The 14,577-nt window shown below is 47.9% G+C and carries 10 protein-coding genes, 1 tRNA gene and 2 pseudogenes; 6 read left to right on the top strand and 7 right to left on the bottom strand.

The features are described 5' to 3' along the window. Nucleotides 1–29: 29 nt before the first annotated feature. The gene (locus ACYF68_RS02730; RefSeq protein WP_461045311.1) at nucleotides 30–1,409 is read left to right on the top strand and encodes an MFS transporter; all 1,380 of its coding nucleotides are present in this window, start codon (nucleotides 30–32) and stop codon (nucleotides 1,407–1,409) included. A gap of 44 nt (nucleotides 1,410–1,453) precedes the next feature. On the opposite strand, the pseudogene ACYF68_RS02725 reads toward ACYF68_RS02730, so the two are convergent. Beyond that, nucleotides 1,454–2,613: pseudogene (locus ACYF68_RS02725) on the bottom strand (aminotransferase class I/II-fold pyridoxal phosphate-dependent enzyme). Nucleotides 2,614–2,727: 114 nt separating this feature from the next. On the opposite strand from ACYF68_RS02725, the gene ACYF68_RS02720 reads away from it, so the two are divergent. Further along, the gene (locus ACYF68_RS02720; RefSeq protein WP_344704328.1) at nucleotides 2,728–4,071 is read left to right on the top strand and encodes a YjiH family protein; all 1,344 of its coding nucleotides are present in this window, start codon (nucleotides 2,728–2,730) and stop codon (nucleotides 4,069–4,071) included. 76 nt (nucleotides 4,072–4,147) lie between these two features. Here ACYF68_RS02720 and ACYF68_RS02715 read toward each other — a convergent pair whose 3' ends face one another. Genes ACYF68_RS02715 through ACYF68_RS02705 form a run of 3 tightly spaced genes read right to left on the bottom strand, consistent with a single transcriptional unit; the run spans nucleotide 4,148 to nucleotide 6,966 of the window. Continuing rightward, entirely contained in the window at nucleotides 4,148–4,405 is a 258-nt protein-coding gene (locus ACYF68_RS02715) for a M20/M25/M40 family metallo-hydrolase (protein ID WP_461047457.1), read from the bottom strand. Then, nucleotides 4,402–5,418, bottom strand: a complete 1,017-nt coding sequence (locus ACYF68_RS02710) for an amidohydrolase (RefSeq protein WP_461045310.1) — start codon at nucleotides 5,416–5,418, stop codon at nucleotides 4,402–4,404. The genes ACYF68_RS02715 and ACYF68_RS02710 overlap by 4 nt, the downstream gene beginning before the upstream one ends. A gap of 24 nt (nucleotides 5,419–5,442) precedes the next feature. Further along, nucleotides 5,443–6,966: an AbgT family transporter gene (locus tag ACYF68_RS02705; protein ID WP_344704324.1), complete on the bottom strand. Its 1,524-nt coding sequence runs from the start codon at nucleotides 6,964–6,966 to the stop codon at nucleotides 5,443–5,445. 327 nt (nucleotides 6,967–7,293) lie between these two features. Between ACYF68_RS02705 and ACYF68_RS02700 the strand changes: the two genes are divergently transcribed. From ACYF68_RS02700 to ACYF68_RS02685, 4 genes and pseudogenes are all read left to right on the top strand, one after another. Beyond that, nucleotides 7,294–7,366: transfer RNA gene (locus tag ACYF68_RS02700), tRNA-Ala, on the top strand. Nucleotides 7,367–7,522: 156 nt separating this feature from the next. Then, nucleotides 7,523–8,736: pseudogene (locus ACYF68_RS02695) on the top strand (DUF819 family protein). 159 nt (nucleotides 8,737–8,895) lie between these two features. Beyond that, on the top strand, nucleotides 8,896–9,942 hold the full coding sequence (locus ACYF68_RS02690; RefSeq protein WP_344704322.1) for an ABC transporter permease: 1,047 nt from the start codon (nucleotides 8,896–8,898) through the stop codon (nucleotides 9,940–9,942). Between the two features lies 1 nt (nucleotide 9,943). Further along, nucleotides 9,944–10,627 (top strand): ABC transporter ATP-binding protein, encoded by a 684-nt coding sequence (locus ACYF68_RS02685; RefSeq protein WP_344704411.1) that lies wholly within the window; start codon nucleotides 9,944–9,946, stop codon nucleotides 10,625–10,627. Between the two features lie 65 nt (nucleotides 10,628–10,692). On the opposite strand, the gene pruA is transcribed toward ACYF68_RS02685, so the two are convergent. The 3 genes from pruA to ACYF68_RS02670 form a co-directional block, all read right to left on the bottom strand. Then, entirely contained in the window at nucleotides 10,693–12,237 is a 1,545-nt protein-coding gene (gene pruA / locus ACYF68_RS02680) for an L-glutamate gamma-semialdehyde dehydrogenase (RefSeq protein ID WP_344704320.1), read from the bottom strand. A 195-nt stretch (nucleotides 12,238–12,432) separates the two neighbouring features. Further along, a complete protein-coding gene (locus tag ACYF68_RS02675; RefSeq protein WP_461045309.1) occupies nucleotides 12,433–12,975 on the bottom strand; it encodes an MOSC domain-containing protein in 543 nt (180 codons plus the stop codon). A gap of 180 nt (nucleotides 12,976–13,155) precedes the next feature. Next, nucleotides 13,156–14,571 (bottom strand): IS1096 element passenger TnpR family protein, encoded by a 1,416-nt coding sequence (locus tag ACYF68_RS02670; RefSeq protein WP_344704316.1) that lies wholly within the window; start codon nucleotides 14,569–14,571, stop codon nucleotides 13,156–13,158. Nucleotides 14,572–14,577 lie beyond the last annotated feature (6 nt).

The following is a 14,577-nucleotide window of genomic DNA, read 5'->3' as shown; positions in this document are numbered from 1 at the left end:
CAAAACTTAGTGATAATGGGGTGGCCTGCATGACAGAAGATAAGATACAGAGTAAGGGTGTCGTTGCAGTGGTCATCTCTGCAGCATTCCTGCTCACCTTCAACCAATTTCTATTGATTACGGCTTTCCCGACGATAATGGAAGAGTTCAACATCAACGCAACCGAGGTCCAGTGGCTGACGAACGCCTTCATCCTCACGACCATCATCTTCATTCCGATGTCAGGTTACCTATCGACCAACTTTTCGTCGAAGACGCTCGTCATATTCTCGCTCAGCTGCCTGCTTTTGGGAACGGCTGTCGGTGGCTGGTCGCCGACTTTTGGTATTCTGATTGCGTCCCGGGTGATCCAGGCCATCGGGGCAGGCATCATCCTACCGTTGATTCAGACAATCCTGCTCATCGTCTTTCCTTACAATAGACGAGGGTTCGCCATGGGATTGCTCGGTGCCGTCACCAATATCGCCCCCGCTTCCGCCCCATCGATTTCAGGCATCATCATCGACTATCTGGATTGGCGTTCCCTGCACTGGGTGCTTCTGCCTTTTATCGCTGTCACCTTCATACTCGCACTGCTGCTGATGAAGGATGTGCTCGAACAGAACAAGTCAAAGCTTGACATCCGTTCGGTGATCTTATCCGCCATCGGTTTTTCTTTCTTCATATATGGCTTGAGCAATATCAGTGTGTACGGATTCCTGAGCCCATTGTCGCTTATTCCTATGCTTATCGGTGTTTTAGGCATCCTGTTCTTCAGCAGCCGTCAATTTAAGATCGCCACGCCCGTAATGAACTTGGAGTTGTTCCGGAACAGGACGTTTGCACTTGCCATCATCCTGATATTCATCAATATGATGCTGCTGTTGTCTACCGAGACGATCCTGCCGATGTTTGCCCAGGATGCACTCGGCACAAGTGCATTCCTGTCCGGATTCCTGCTCGTTCCGGGAACGGTCATCCTATCTGTCATGACTTTCATTTCAGGCAACCTCTATGATCGCTACGGCGGTAAGCGTATCGCGATGATCGGCTTTTCGTTCACGGCTTTATCCCTCATCCTGCTGAACACCGTCGGCATGATGGATTCGCCCTACTGGATTATGGTTCATTTCTGTTTGTTCATGACCGGCTTCGGCCTTACGCTCATGCCGCTTGTGACGGTGAGCATGTCGGAACTCGATGGCACAGATATCCCGCACGGCTCAGCAATCGTCAATACGGTACGCCAATTCTCCATGGCGTTTGGCATCATCATACTGACCTCGATCATCAGCATCACGGTATCATTGGTGGACGTGCCTTATAATGAAGGGACATATTTGGGCACTTCCTATGCCCTGGCTGTGATGGCAGCCTTGGCAATACTCGGTTTAAGTCTGACATTCCTGCTCAAAGAGCAGCGCCAATAAAATTGCCCGCCTCCCGGATAATCATCCGGGAGGCGGGCAATTCTTTATCGTGCTTCACGCATTTTAATGTATTTTTCCAGTCTATCTGCCGCTTCAGTCAATTCCGCCATGCTGCAGGCGAATGATAGACGTATATGCCCTTCACCGAATTCGGAGAATGAACGGCCCGGAACCACTGCCAGCTGTACCGTTTCGAGCAGATCCGTCGCAAACCTGAAGGAATCCTCATCATATTTGCTGATGGATGGGAAGATATAGAACGCACCAGTCGGCTTTGACACCTCAAGTCCCATATCAACGAGCCTGCCGTAGATATAATCCCGTCTTCTAATATAGGCTTCATTCATCTCCGCCGGTACATGCCGCTGATTGCGCAAGGCTTCTATCGCGGCGTATTGGCTCGGTATCGCCGCACAGATCGTATTGTAGAGGTGCACAGTGATGACCTCTTCCATAATGTCGCGATGGCCAACGACGTAGCCGATTCTCCATCCTGTCATCGCATGGGATTTGCTGAGTCCGTTGACGACCAACACCTTGTCCTTGATGTCCGGATAGGCTGCCATGCTGGCATGCTCGCCTTCCAATGTATTTTCAGCATAGATTTCGTCGGTAATGACGAATATATCATGTTGTTTGAACATCTCCGCCAAGCGATCGACCTGTTCTTTTGTATAGGTAACACCGGTCGGGTTGGTTGGATAGTTCAGGATGACAGCTTTTGTCCGTGCAGTGATGTTCGCTTCTATCGCTTCGGGCGTGGCAATATAGCCGTCAGCCGTGGTATCGATGAATTTCGTCACCCCACCGCTCAATTCAATGATCGGTTCATAGCCAAGATAAGTCGGGGCAGGAACCAGCACTTCATCCCCGGATCCAATATGGCGCGCAGTATGGCATCGATGCCCTCACTGCCGCCGACAGTGACCAATACTTCACCATGTGGATCATATTCACCGCCATACTTCTCCTTGTAGTAGCTGCTTATCACTTCCCTCAGCTCAAGCAGCCCCGTATTATGGGAATACCTCATTTCTTTGGTGCTGATCGCTTCGATGGCCGCTTCCTTGACGGATTCCGGCGTGCTGAAATCCGATTGGCCGAGCGTCAGATCGACCGCATCTGGAAATTCATCCACCCTGTTTGCAAACTGTCTCGTGCCGGGCACTTCTATGTGCTTCATATGCTTATTCGCCTGTGGCATGCTATCCCTCTTTCAAAAATATTCACCTATGCATTATAACAGAATATATGGACATTTTCGACAATTTAAATTATCATTGGAGGCGCTACCAATTTATACATAAGGGGATATCTCATGAATTTTTCAACTCAGACTAAAGTAAAAACGTGGACGGTTTCCATTCTTGCCTTGCTATTATTCATTGTTCCCGTCTATGTCAACGACCAGTGGACCATCATACTCGGTATCTTTGCAGATTACATATTGACCGGACTTGACGGGAAAATTGCGGGCATCCTGACGGTCATCATGACCATCTTCTTGTTGATAACCTTCTACGCCACCTTGATCAACCGCAACAGCTTCAAGAACTCTCCGAAACTGAGGGATATCTTCGTCATCAGCTGGCTGTGGTTCCTGCTGCGCGTCATCGGTATACTTTTTGCCATCATGACAGTGACGGGTTTTGGTCCGGAGGCAATCACCAGTGACCTGACGGGCGGCACGATGATGTTCAACCTGGTGCCGATACTCGCCACTTGGCTTCTATTGGCCGCCTTCCTCATGCCTTTATTGATGAACTTCGGACTGATGGAATTTGTCGGGACGTTTTTAGAGCCCGTGATACGCCCATTATATAAAGTGCCGGGCCGATCCTCGATCGATGCACTGGCTTCCTGGATGGGCAGCAGCCCGGTCGGTGTCATGATCACAACACAGCAGTATGAGAACGGTTTTTATACAAAGCGTGAAGCATTGAACATTGCGACGAACTTCTCAGTGCTCTCCATACCGTTCAGCCTTGTCATCGCGACCTTCATCGGCATCGAGGAGTACTTCCTCCAATTCTATTTCACGATGGCAGTCGCATGTATCATCACAGCCTTTGTAATGGTCAGAATACCCCCGTTATCAAGACGTGAAGATACTTACTATGAGGTGACGGGCAAACAGATCGACGACCGCGGATATGAAGATACCATGCTCAAGACAGCCACCACACGCGCCTACAGGAGGTCAGATGAAAGCGATGGCGCCAAAAGCATCGTACGCGACGGCTCCATCAACGTCATTGATATATACGGTGGACTGATCCCTGTCGTCATCGCCATCGGTACGATGGCCCTGATCGTCGCCGAATATACACCTGTATTCGAACTGTTGAGCTACCCGGTCCAGTTTTTCCTGTCGCTCATTAATGTTCCTGAAGCAGCGGCAGCCGCTCCCGCATTCATCATCGGTGTCACCGACATGTTCCTGCCGTCAGTTATAGGTTCCGGCATCGAGAGCACATTTACCAAGTTCCTGATCGCCGTAATGTCACTGACGCAGATCATCTACTTCTCCGAAGTGGGTGCGCTACTGCTCAAGTCCAAGATTCCAGTTTCAGTTTGGGAACTCCTCATGATCTTCGTGTTGCGTACAATAATATCATTCCCAATCATCTATATCTTCGCATGGCTATTTGTAGGCATGTAAAAAAGTACCCTGTCGGGATATCCGGCAGGGTACTTTTGCGTTTTAGCCATAAAGGTACAATCGTCACGTGATCATTTTATTGTCCAGAGAGTTCCACAGCCGATCTATACAGAACTTCTACAGCAGAAATCATGCTGCCTTCATTGATGTCGAATGCTTCATTGTGATGGCCTGCTGCAAGCTCGGTACCGAAAATGCAGTAGGTGGCCTGTCCGCCGTTTTGTTGGACAGCATTGATGAAGAAAGTCGCATCTTCAGATCCTGAACTTGCGTCGCTCTTCATTACACTGTGAAGTCCTTCTGCCTCCGCAGTTTCTTTGAGTACCTGGGCTATTTCAGACGAACATTCTGCACTTTCCCCTTCTCCAACGAGCTCGATATCGTATTCTGCCCATGCATCTTAGCCGCCCCTTCAATGATGGCCTGGGCTTGCCCTTTGACATGGTTATTTATTTCAGATGTTTCACCACGCGTCTCGATTTTCATTACGGCATGGTCGGCGATGATGTTGCGGCCGCTGCCCGCATGCAGCTCGCCGACATTGATACGGGTGGCGCCATCAGAGTGCCGCGGCACCGTATACAGATTTGTGGCGGCATTAGCCGCGGCCAGTAGGGCATTTCGCCCCTCTTCAGGCCGACTCCCGGCATGGGAGGCGATGCCGGTAAAAGTGACATCCATCTTAGATGTCGCCAAGAAACCATTATTTGCGGCGATGAAATGTCCATCCGGTACATCCATTCCTATATGCGAAGCGATGAAGTAATCGACACCGTCAGCGACACCAGCTTCGACCATGGAGCGCGCGCCTCGTGTGCCTTCCTCTGCCGGTTGGAATATTATTTTGATGACACCCGATAATTGATCTTTCTGGCGCATGATTTTTGTGGCCAGTCCCAGACCAATGGCTGTGTGGGCGTCATGGCCGCACGCATGCATGTTGGACGTAGTCGATCTGAAATCTTCTGCTACAGGCACATGACCCTCCGCCGAAGTCTCAGTAATCGGCAGTGCATCCATATCTACCCTGTAGGCGATGATCGGGCCTTCCCGTCCGGTTTCGAGGGTCGCCACAATACCTGTGAAGCCTTCGGAAACTGCATCAAGGTATTTGGGCACTGCGCCATTCTCCTTGGCCCATTCCAGATGTTGATGGGTTTCTTCAGCGCCAGGTTTACCCATGCAATAATCGGGGGCCATGACTTCATTTCCAATCTGAATTGTGTACCCCAACGTTTCAAGCATATCGGCCACAATGGTGGCAGTACGCATCTCAAGAAAGCCAAGTTCCGGATATTGGTGGAAATCACGGCGCCACCTCACCAGTTGTGCTTCAAGCTGTTCCATTTCATTTTCCTCCCTTTATATTCATTACGGTCTGTTTTCCAAGTATGTGCTGACCCCCGGCCCATATGGTATTCCTATGAAATAAAATACAGCAAGCAGTATGATCCACACCACAAGAAATGCGATGGAATAAGGCAGCATCAACGAGATATATGTGCCGATGCTTGCATTCTTGTCATACCGCTGCATGAAGGCAAGGATGATGACCATATAAGGGAAAAGCGGGGTGATGATGTTGACGGATGAGTCGGCGATACGATAGGCGACTTGTGTAAAGGCTGGATCATAGCCGAGTTGCATGAACATCGGCACGAATATTGGTGCTTCGATGGCCCATTTGGCAGAACCGGAAGTAATCAGGAAATTCATCAGACCGGTGAAGATGACATATCCGACGACCAAGCCGAATCCAGTAAATTCGATGTCCCGCAGGAATTCAGCACCATTGACGGCTACCCATGTACCGAGATTCGACCAATTGAAATAGGCGATGAACTGGGCAATCGCAAAAACCAGCACAATATAACCGGCCATGTCCTTTATGGATTCCGTCATATAATAGGTGATGTCCTTGCTGGACTGTATCTTTTTTGTGACCAGACCAAAAGCTGTACCGATGATGACGAAGAATATCAGAATCAATGGCACGATACCGTCGATTAATGGTGATGGGATTATGCTCCCACCTTCGCCCCTTAGCGGACTATCCGGCAGCATGACGACAGTTAGGATGACTGCAAAATATAGAAGCCCTGCTATCAATGCAGCGAAAAACCCTTTTTTTGCGTTCGGAAGCTCTTCTGCATCTTCGTCTTCCAAAGCCTCCCCCTCATATTTGCCAAGACGCGGTTCCACGAATTTCGATGTCAACAACCCGCCTACAAATGTCAAAAGAAAGACAGAAACTATATTGAAGTACCAGTTATCCACCGCCGTAACGACAATATCTTCGTTGATGATGGCAGCCGCTTCGGTCGAAATGCCTGCAAGCAGGGCATCTGTACCGGCAATGAACAAATTGGCGGTAAATCCGGCGCCAGCACCGGCAAAGCCGGCCGCAAGACCTGCCAGTGGGTGTCGGCCGACCTTATAGAATACAAGTGCTCCAAGTGGCGGAATCAGGACGACAGCAGCATCAGAAGCTAAGTTACCCAAAATACCTGTAAATACCACTGTATATGTAAGTAGGAATGGCGGTGATTTCAAAATTGTCTTGCGGATTGAATAATCAAGTAGTCCAACCTTCTCGGCAAGCCCAATACCAAGCATCATTGCCAGAACCAGCCCAAGTGGTGCGAATCCGGTGAAGTTTTCAAGCATTGATGTCAGGATGAACTGAAGGCCTTCGCCAGATAACAGATTCCGGATCGGAGTATCTTCTCCTGTACCAGGATGGATGACTGAAGCCCCAGCCAGACTGAATGCGTAGGAGATGAAAATCATCAGGACTGCCAACCCGATGAACAGCATGAATGGATCAGGCAGTTTATTGCCGACCCTTTCTATTATATCCAGCAGTTTCGAGAAAAACCCTTTCTTCTTTTCCATGATACTCTGCACCTCACAACTGTTTTATTTTATACATGTCTCTTTTGTGCACCTTGGTCCTCTGCATGATTCCGGGACTTATATAAACGGTTCCCGATGATTGTGTTTATGTGGTAGAAGCGCCATAGAGCGCACTTTATCTGTCTATAAAGTTTTACATCACTATACTACAATCAATTGTCAGACATGTCTATATTTTTTCAATAGTTGGAATACTGAAGGCCTTGGCCGACACTTGTTTGTCCAGATATTGAAAATGAGTTTTTCGACAATAAATGGGCTTGTATATTACGGTGTTATCATATAGAATATTGTTGTAGCACAAACGGGGCCATAGCTCAGTTGGGAGAGCGCTACACTGGCAGTGTAGAGGTCAGGGGTTCGAGTCCCCTTGGCTCCATTGATTCCTCCACCTTCAACGGGTGGAGGATTTTTCTTTTTCATACCCTACATATTAGAAGTCGCCTAGAATTTATTATATAATTTCAGCTATATACATCCAAAAAGGGTTGCTGATGCAGTCCAAAGGACGGCTGGCGCTAAAAAGGAGTTTGGTATTATTAATGCTTTGATATCACCCGACGAAACTTGGCTGCTGTGGGCATTCCTTGTAGGTTGGGCAGCTGTCAGCATATGGCTGGAACAGCGCTATGAATGGGCTTCGAAACTGTCAGGCGCAATCATTGCGCTTGTCGGAGCGATGCTGATGGCGAATACGGGGCTGATTCCCACCGAGTCGCCCGTCTACGATTCGGTATGGACGTATGTCGTACCTTTATCCATACCGCTTTTGCTCTTCCAGTCCAATTTACGTAAAATTTGGCAGGAAAGCGGCCGTCTGCTGATGATCTTTCTGCTCAGTTCCATTGGTACCGTCGCTGGTTCCATAGTCGCATTTACCTTTCTGAAGGATCTGATACCAGGCCTCCCCCATATCGCTGCTATGATTTCAGGTTCCTATACGGGAGGCAGTGTGAACTTCGCAGCTTTGGCGACGCGGTTTGACGTGCCTGGCGAAACGGTCTCTTCAGCGGTTGTCGCCGACAATCTTCTGATGGCAGTCTACTTCTTCATACTGATACTGATTCCTGCAATCGGCTTTTTCCGCAAAAAATATAATACTCCCACATCGATGCCATAGAGGCACGAGAAGAAGGCGACAAGACGACATCCGCTTCCTACTGGAAGCGTAAGGAAATCGCACTGAACGACATCGCGCTTGCGGTCGGTTCTTCATTCGTCATAGTCGCCGTATCGTTCAAGCTTGCAGAAATTTTCCGCTTCCTCATACCCGAAGATGCGAATATTTTCCTGAGTGTGTTAAGGGCAGTGATTGGAGACGATTATCTGATGTTGACAACATTGACGCTGATTCTTGTTTCATTTATCCCGAAATACTTTGAACGCATCAATGGGGCCCAGGAAATTGGTACTTTTCTGATCTATATATTCTTTGTCGTCATCGGGGTGCCCGCGTCCATCCCGCTGATCATAGAAAATGCACCACTCATTCTGTTGTTCGCTGCCATCATTGTCTTCATCAATATGATCGTATCGTTCTCGTTCGGCAGAGTATTCAAATTCGACCTTGAGGAAATCATCCTCTCGAGCAATGCCAACATCGGCGGTCCTACAACAGCCGCCGCCATGGCCATTTCGCGCGGCTGGACACGACTGGTCGGTCCAATTCTCATCGTCGGCACACTTGGTTATATCCTTGGCAACTACATCGGAACCACGCTTGGCCTCTGGTTCAGCAGCATGATGTAACTTCATGCCAAAAAGGAGCACTCTTTTTTAAGAGTGCTCCTTTTTTATTTCCATCTCTTTCTCGAAAGTTTATTTTGCGTTTATATTGCCGTTACATCCGGTTTATATCGCCTTGATAGACTATGGTCAATACAAATCGAAAGGAAGCATTGAATCGAGATGAAATTAGCCTTGAAAGAACTGAAGTTCTATAAGTTCAAGTACATCATGGTAACTGCCATACTGTTCCTGCTCGCTTTTCTGGTGCTGTTCGTTTCAGCATTGGCCCAAGGGTTGGCACGAGAAAACATTTCAGGCATCGATGCCTTGAACAGTGAATACTTTGTCATGGAGGAAGACGTGGAAAATGACCTCATGCGCTCAGGACTGTCTGAAGATCAGATCAATGGCGTACAAGAAACAACCTCCGCCGATCCTCTCCAGTTATCGATGCAGAAAATAGAATCCGGAGACTCGGAAATCAGCCTGCTCATTGCGGCAACCGACGAGTCAAAAGAACCTGCTGTAAAAGAGGGGCGTTTTCCTGAATCGCAATCCGAACTCCTCCTGAATGAAAAATTGAAGGCAGAAGGGTTCAGCGTCGGAGATGATGTTACATTAACCAATGAACAGACATACGAAGTCAGCGGATTTGCCGAAGACATCATGTTTGCCCATAACTCGATGGCTTTTGTGACACCTGAAGCAATAAATGACTTGGAATCCAGGACGGCTGCACTGATAATCAGTGAAAGCAGTGAAGCAGAACGTCAAACGATTGACGATGCGCCTGGCGTGGCGGTGGTTTCTGCTTCTGAACTGAAAAACGCCGTCCCAAGCTATCAGGCCGAACAGCAGCCGCTCAACCTGATGATTGTCTTTCTATTCGTCATTTCAGCAATCGTACTTGCAGCCTTCTTCTATGTCATCACCATCCAGAAAACTTCCCAGTTCGGCATACTGAAGGCAATCGGTACGTCTTCCCGTACATTGGCCGTCTCCATCCTGATTCAAGTCATACTGATCACGTTGACTGGTGTCGTATTGTCACTGATCACCATTTCTTTAATCGGTATGGTCATCCCAATCGATATGCCGTTTTATCTGAACACCAATCTGATGGCATTAGTATCAGTACTGTTTCTGGTGGTAGCGTTCATCGGTGCTGGTTTATCATTGGTAAGAGTAATAAGAATAGATCCATTGGAGGCGATCTCAAGTGAATAATATGACATTGGAAGTACATGGATTGACTAAAACGTTTGGCACGGGAGATGCGAAAACCGATGTGCTCAAAGGAATCGACTTCAGTGCCTCAAGCGGTGAATTGATCATCTTGAGCGGCGCATCAGGTTCCGGCAAGTCGACCTTATTGTCGATACTCGGCGGCCTATTGTCCCACACTGAAGGAGAGGTCAAGTTAGACGATGTCGATTACTTGGATCTTAGCGAAAAGGAATTGACGAAAATGCGTCTCACAGATATTGGATTCATATTCCAATCCTCCCACCTCATACCCTATATGGATATCGTCTCACAGCTTAGTTTCGTTGCAGAGCAAGCCGGGCTTAGTAAAAATGAGGCCCGTAAGCGCAGCAAGGCATTGCTCGAAGAAATTGGACTCAGCCACCGTTTCAACAGCTATCCTGGTATGCTCTCAGGTGGCGAAAGGCAACGTGCCGCCATTATGCGGGCTTTGATGAACAAGCCCAAGATGCTTCTGGCCGATGAACCTACGGCGAGCCTCGATGGTGCACGCGCCATAGAAGTCGTCGAAATGCTCCGGGATATTGTTAAAGATCGTGGCATGATTGGCATACTGATCACGCATGATTCACGTATTTTCGAGTACGCAGACCGAGTGCTTACGCTTGAAGATGGCCATCTCAAAGCGGAATCCCAGATGCAGTAAAATAGCACACAAAAAAGCGGAGGATGACTACCCAGTCGTCCTCCGCTTTCATCATTTCTATTGATTTAGAACATTTCTGATACAACTTTTTGCTCCAGGAAGTTGAGCATATAGTCAGGGCTACCTGTCTTCTGGTCTGTACCGGACATCTTGAACCCACCGAATGGGTGATATCCTACGACAGCTGCCGTACAGCCACGGTTGAGGTAGAGGTTGCCGACATTGAATTTGCGGCATGCCAGAATCCAGTTCTCACGTGTATTTGTGATGACTGCACCTGTAAGACCGTATTCAGTATTATTGGCAATTTCAAGCATTTCATCGAAATCATCTGCTTTAGCAAATGCTACGACTGGTCCAAAAATCTCTTCTTGCATGATGACCGCTTTTGGATCCAAGCCTGAGAAGATTGTCGGATGGATGAAGTATCCTGTAGAATCATCAGTTTCTCCACCGATTTCCAATTTACCTTCTTTTTTGCCTGTTTCGATATATTCACTGATCTTATCAAACTGCTTCTTGTTGATTACCGGCCCCATGTAAGTTTCATCTACAGGGTTACCGACCGTCAATTCTTTTGTCAGTTCGATGGATTTAGCCAATACTTCATCGTATACATCTTTGTGGATGACTGCGCGGGAACCGGCAGAACATTTCTGGCCGGAGAAGCCAAATGCTGAATTGACGATGGAATCCGCCGCCAAGTCCAAGTCTGCATCCTTATCGACGATGATTGTATCTTTACCGCCCATTTCAGTTATGACTCTTTTCAGGAAATCCTGTCCTTCGTGTACTTCGGCTGCTCGTTTATTGATGCGGAGACCCGTCGCTTTGGATCCTGTGAATGTGATGAAGTGCGTCTTATGATGATCGACCATATAATCCCCAATTTCAGCCGGATCACCTGTAACGAAGTTCACGACACCTTTTGGAAGTCCTGCTTCCTCAAGCACTTCCATCAACTTATATGCAATCAATGGTGTGTCTTCTGCAGGTTTAAGCAGTACTGTATTCCCTGCAATGACTGGTGCTGCGGTTGTTCCTGTCATGATTGCGAACGGGAAGTTCCAAGGTGAGATCGTCACACCAGGACCCATTGGCTGATAGAAATAATGGTTGTGTTCACCTTCGCGGTCAAGGGTCGGTTTACCGTCTGCCAATTCCATCATTGAGCGGGCATAATACTCTATGAAATCAATGCCTTCGTTCGTATCTCCATCAGCTTCGTTCCATGGCTTCCCTGCTTCGTACACCATCAACGCAGAAAATTCATGCTTGCGGCGACGGATGATTGCAGCGACTCTGATGAACAGTTCTGCACGATCTTTCGGATCCCACTCGCTCCAGGTTTCGAAAGCTTTTTCTGCCGCTTCCATTGCTGAATCAATATGCTCAGTCGTGGCTTTGGATACATGACCGACGACTTCTTCTTTATTTGAAGGGTTGTAAGAAGTGATCTGGTCATCCGTTTCGATATGTTCTCCACCGATGATCAATGGGCGTTTGACGCCGAAATCCTTCTTCACCTGCTCCAGAGCATCTTTAAATGCTTTTTTATTTTCTTCTTTCGTAAAATCCGTAGCTGGTTCTGCACTGTATGGTACTACCATGAATGACTTCCCCCTTAATTTAATTGGTTCAGCACTTGGGATGGGTGCCCATTCCTATAGTACTAAAACCGTTTCCATATGAATTCTACCGCATTAGAAAACTTTTTTAAAGATTTATGCATTATTTATGGTCGACTTAAAAGAATGCTTGAAAATTTCTGAAATCAAACATACTCTCAATCATTTGAATATTCATCACCTGTTCGGACCGAATACCCGCTTCTTACTGCTCCCCTCTTTACCCAAAAGACGTTTCTCGAGTGTCGCTTTCCAATTGGGGGCAAGATACTCACATGCACTCAAACTTTCGGCAAGACCGACATTATCTACTTGGTCATACATGACTTCATTGCATGCACTGATCGTCCACTCCGGGCATGGCTGTTCAATGAGCTCCAAAGTGTCGCCGGGCTGTACGTATCCTTCCTGCAGCACCCTGAAATACCAGCCCGTACGACCCGTATTTTGAATCTGCAGGGCAAGATCGATGATCCTGTAGCGTCGTGCCGGTTTCCAGCAGGGTCGGCGCGGTTGCGAAACTTGGATGACTGCACCCCCTACTTTATATGTATCTCCTATCGAAATAGAAGATTCATCCATTCCCGTAATTGCGAAATTCTCACCGAAACCACCCGCTTCAATATCGACCCCTAACTCGCGGCGCCATGTAGCATAATGGATCATTGGGTAGGCGAATACTGCCTTCTCAGGTCCGCCATGGTTCCTTTTGTCTGCCACTTCATCCGTGTCAAACCCGGTTTTTGTAAGATAGCTTCTTTCATGCCGCTCTGTCTTGAATATCGCACTTTTCCATTCTCTATCGAACTTATCCTCTGCGTTCTGGATGTCCCATCGTCTTTACTTTGCCGGTGAACAACTTCCGGACTTTTGGTTTTTCCATATGAGCCGCTCCTCTCGTCACTCTATTTCATCTATATTGTATTCTGTAATCGGATATGACTTCCTGAACATTTTTTCAAGCTGATTGTTGATGGCCGTTACAGGATACCGTTCCCTGTAGTTGGTGGCCCGCACCTTCTCATAAGTCCTTATATAATCAGGATGGTCTACTGAAGACAGCACTTCAAGAGTATCGGCAAGATATGCCGCACCACCTATGTTCTCTATCGGAGCCGGGCCTTGATGACTTTGGACCTTTGGTATCGGCCGGTGGATATGGGCTTTGGCTTCAATATCGAGCGTCACCCGATAATCTTCTCCATATAGGTAGTGGAGGGTTTCATGATGCGCAAATACCGCATCAATCTGGATGTAACTGGACGGCAATCGCCCCTCACTTCCCAATGCATCTCCTGTTGCATCTATCGTCAATGTCCCTGCTTCGAACGAGGCATCGTGCTTCTGCCGCCATCCCATCGCTTTTTGGATGACGAGATGAAGCTCGAAACAGTTGCTGCCTGCCGGCATGATGATTTCCCGGGAAATTTCAAAGTCTAGATCTTCAATCTGTGCATGGAGGACATAGGCATTGAAATCTCCACCAGGCGGACGCCCAACCGGCGACCCAGACTTTCTCCGATGAGCTTCGACCGCTTCAAATGATACTTCCTCCAATGCTGACCTGACAGCTTCATGCATGACATAATGATCAGCATGGATTTTGACGAGGAGACCTAGATTCCGGGCATCCGACCACCTTGAGCTCGCTTCATATACATTGAATCCCTTTTGGACATTGTCTTCGATCTGCTCAAGATCCGTCGTATTCAGCTGGAGCAGGATGCCCTCAAGATATTTTGGATTGGTTATGATAGAGGTCAAATGGCGCAGATAATCATCTTTTTGATGGCCATCAGGCTCTGCATTCAGACGCTTCAGCATCCGGCGCAACTGACGCCAGGTGATATTGTCATATAGCCAGTAGATCGGTCCACGGTAGATGCGGTCAAGCATTGCGACATCATCCTGGTCCAGGGGTTCATTTTTATGGATATACATCGGATGGGCGGGTATATTGTGGTTTTCCTTTAATGCTTTATGGAGCGCCTCTACAATATCATGATGAATGACGCCGCGCCCCTCGCCAGCCTCCAGTATATATTGGAAGTCGGTGAGTACAGGGTAATCATCGACTCTATAGATTACCTGGTGCAACCCTTCTGGCGGCTCAATATCGATCAGTTGTCGGATAAGGGCTATTTCAGTCATCGTCACCATATCAGTAATGGGGGCGGCCCCGTCCATCAATCTGATTTCCGACACTTTAAAGTCAACCAATGAAGCGAGTGTCTCAAACACCCCATCATTAATGAGGTTGGCACGAGCCAATTCATTTTCCTCCATATAATAGGAGAAGAATTCATGCAGTTCCATCCGTTC

The sequence above is a fragment of the Salinicoccus sp. CNSTN-B1 genome (assembly GCF_054792835.1).
This window is presented reverse-complemented; position numbering and strand designations above follow the sequence as displayed.

Excerpts from the sequence above, each read along its gene's own strand:
- ACYF68_RS02730 (WP_461045311.1), top strand. The coding sequence starts at position 30 with ATGACAGAAGATAAGATACAGAGTAAGGGTGTCGTTGCAGTGGTCATC.
- pruA (WP_344704320.1), bottom strand. The coding sequence starts at position 12,237 with ATGGTAGTACCATACAGTGCAGAACCAGCTACGGATTTTACGAAAGAA.
- ACYF68_RS02685 (WP_344704411.1), top strand. The coding sequence starts at position 9,944 with ATGACATTGGAAGTACATGGATTGACTAAAACGTTTGGCACGGGAGAT.
- ACYF68_RS02720 (WP_344704328.1), top strand. The coding sequence starts at position 2,728 with ATGAATTTTTCAACTCAGACTAAAGTAAAAACGTGGACGGTTTCCATT.
- ACYF68_RS02710 (WP_461045310.1), bottom strand. The coding sequence starts at position 5,418 with ATGGAACAGCTTGAAGCACAACTGGTGAGGTGGCGCCGTGATTTCCAC.
- ACYF68_RS02670 (WP_344704316.1), bottom strand. The coding sequence starts at position 14,571 with ATGGAACTGCATGAATTCTTCTCCTATTATATGGAGGAAAATGAATTG.
- ACYF68_RS02690 (WP_344704322.1), top strand. The coding sequence starts at position 8,896 with ATGAAATTAGCCTTGAAAGAACTGAAGTTCTATAAGTTCAAGTACATC.
- ACYF68_RS02705 (WP_344704324.1), bottom strand. The coding sequence starts at position 6,966 with ATGGAAAAGAAGAAAGGGTTTTTCTCGAAACTGCTGGATATAATAGAA.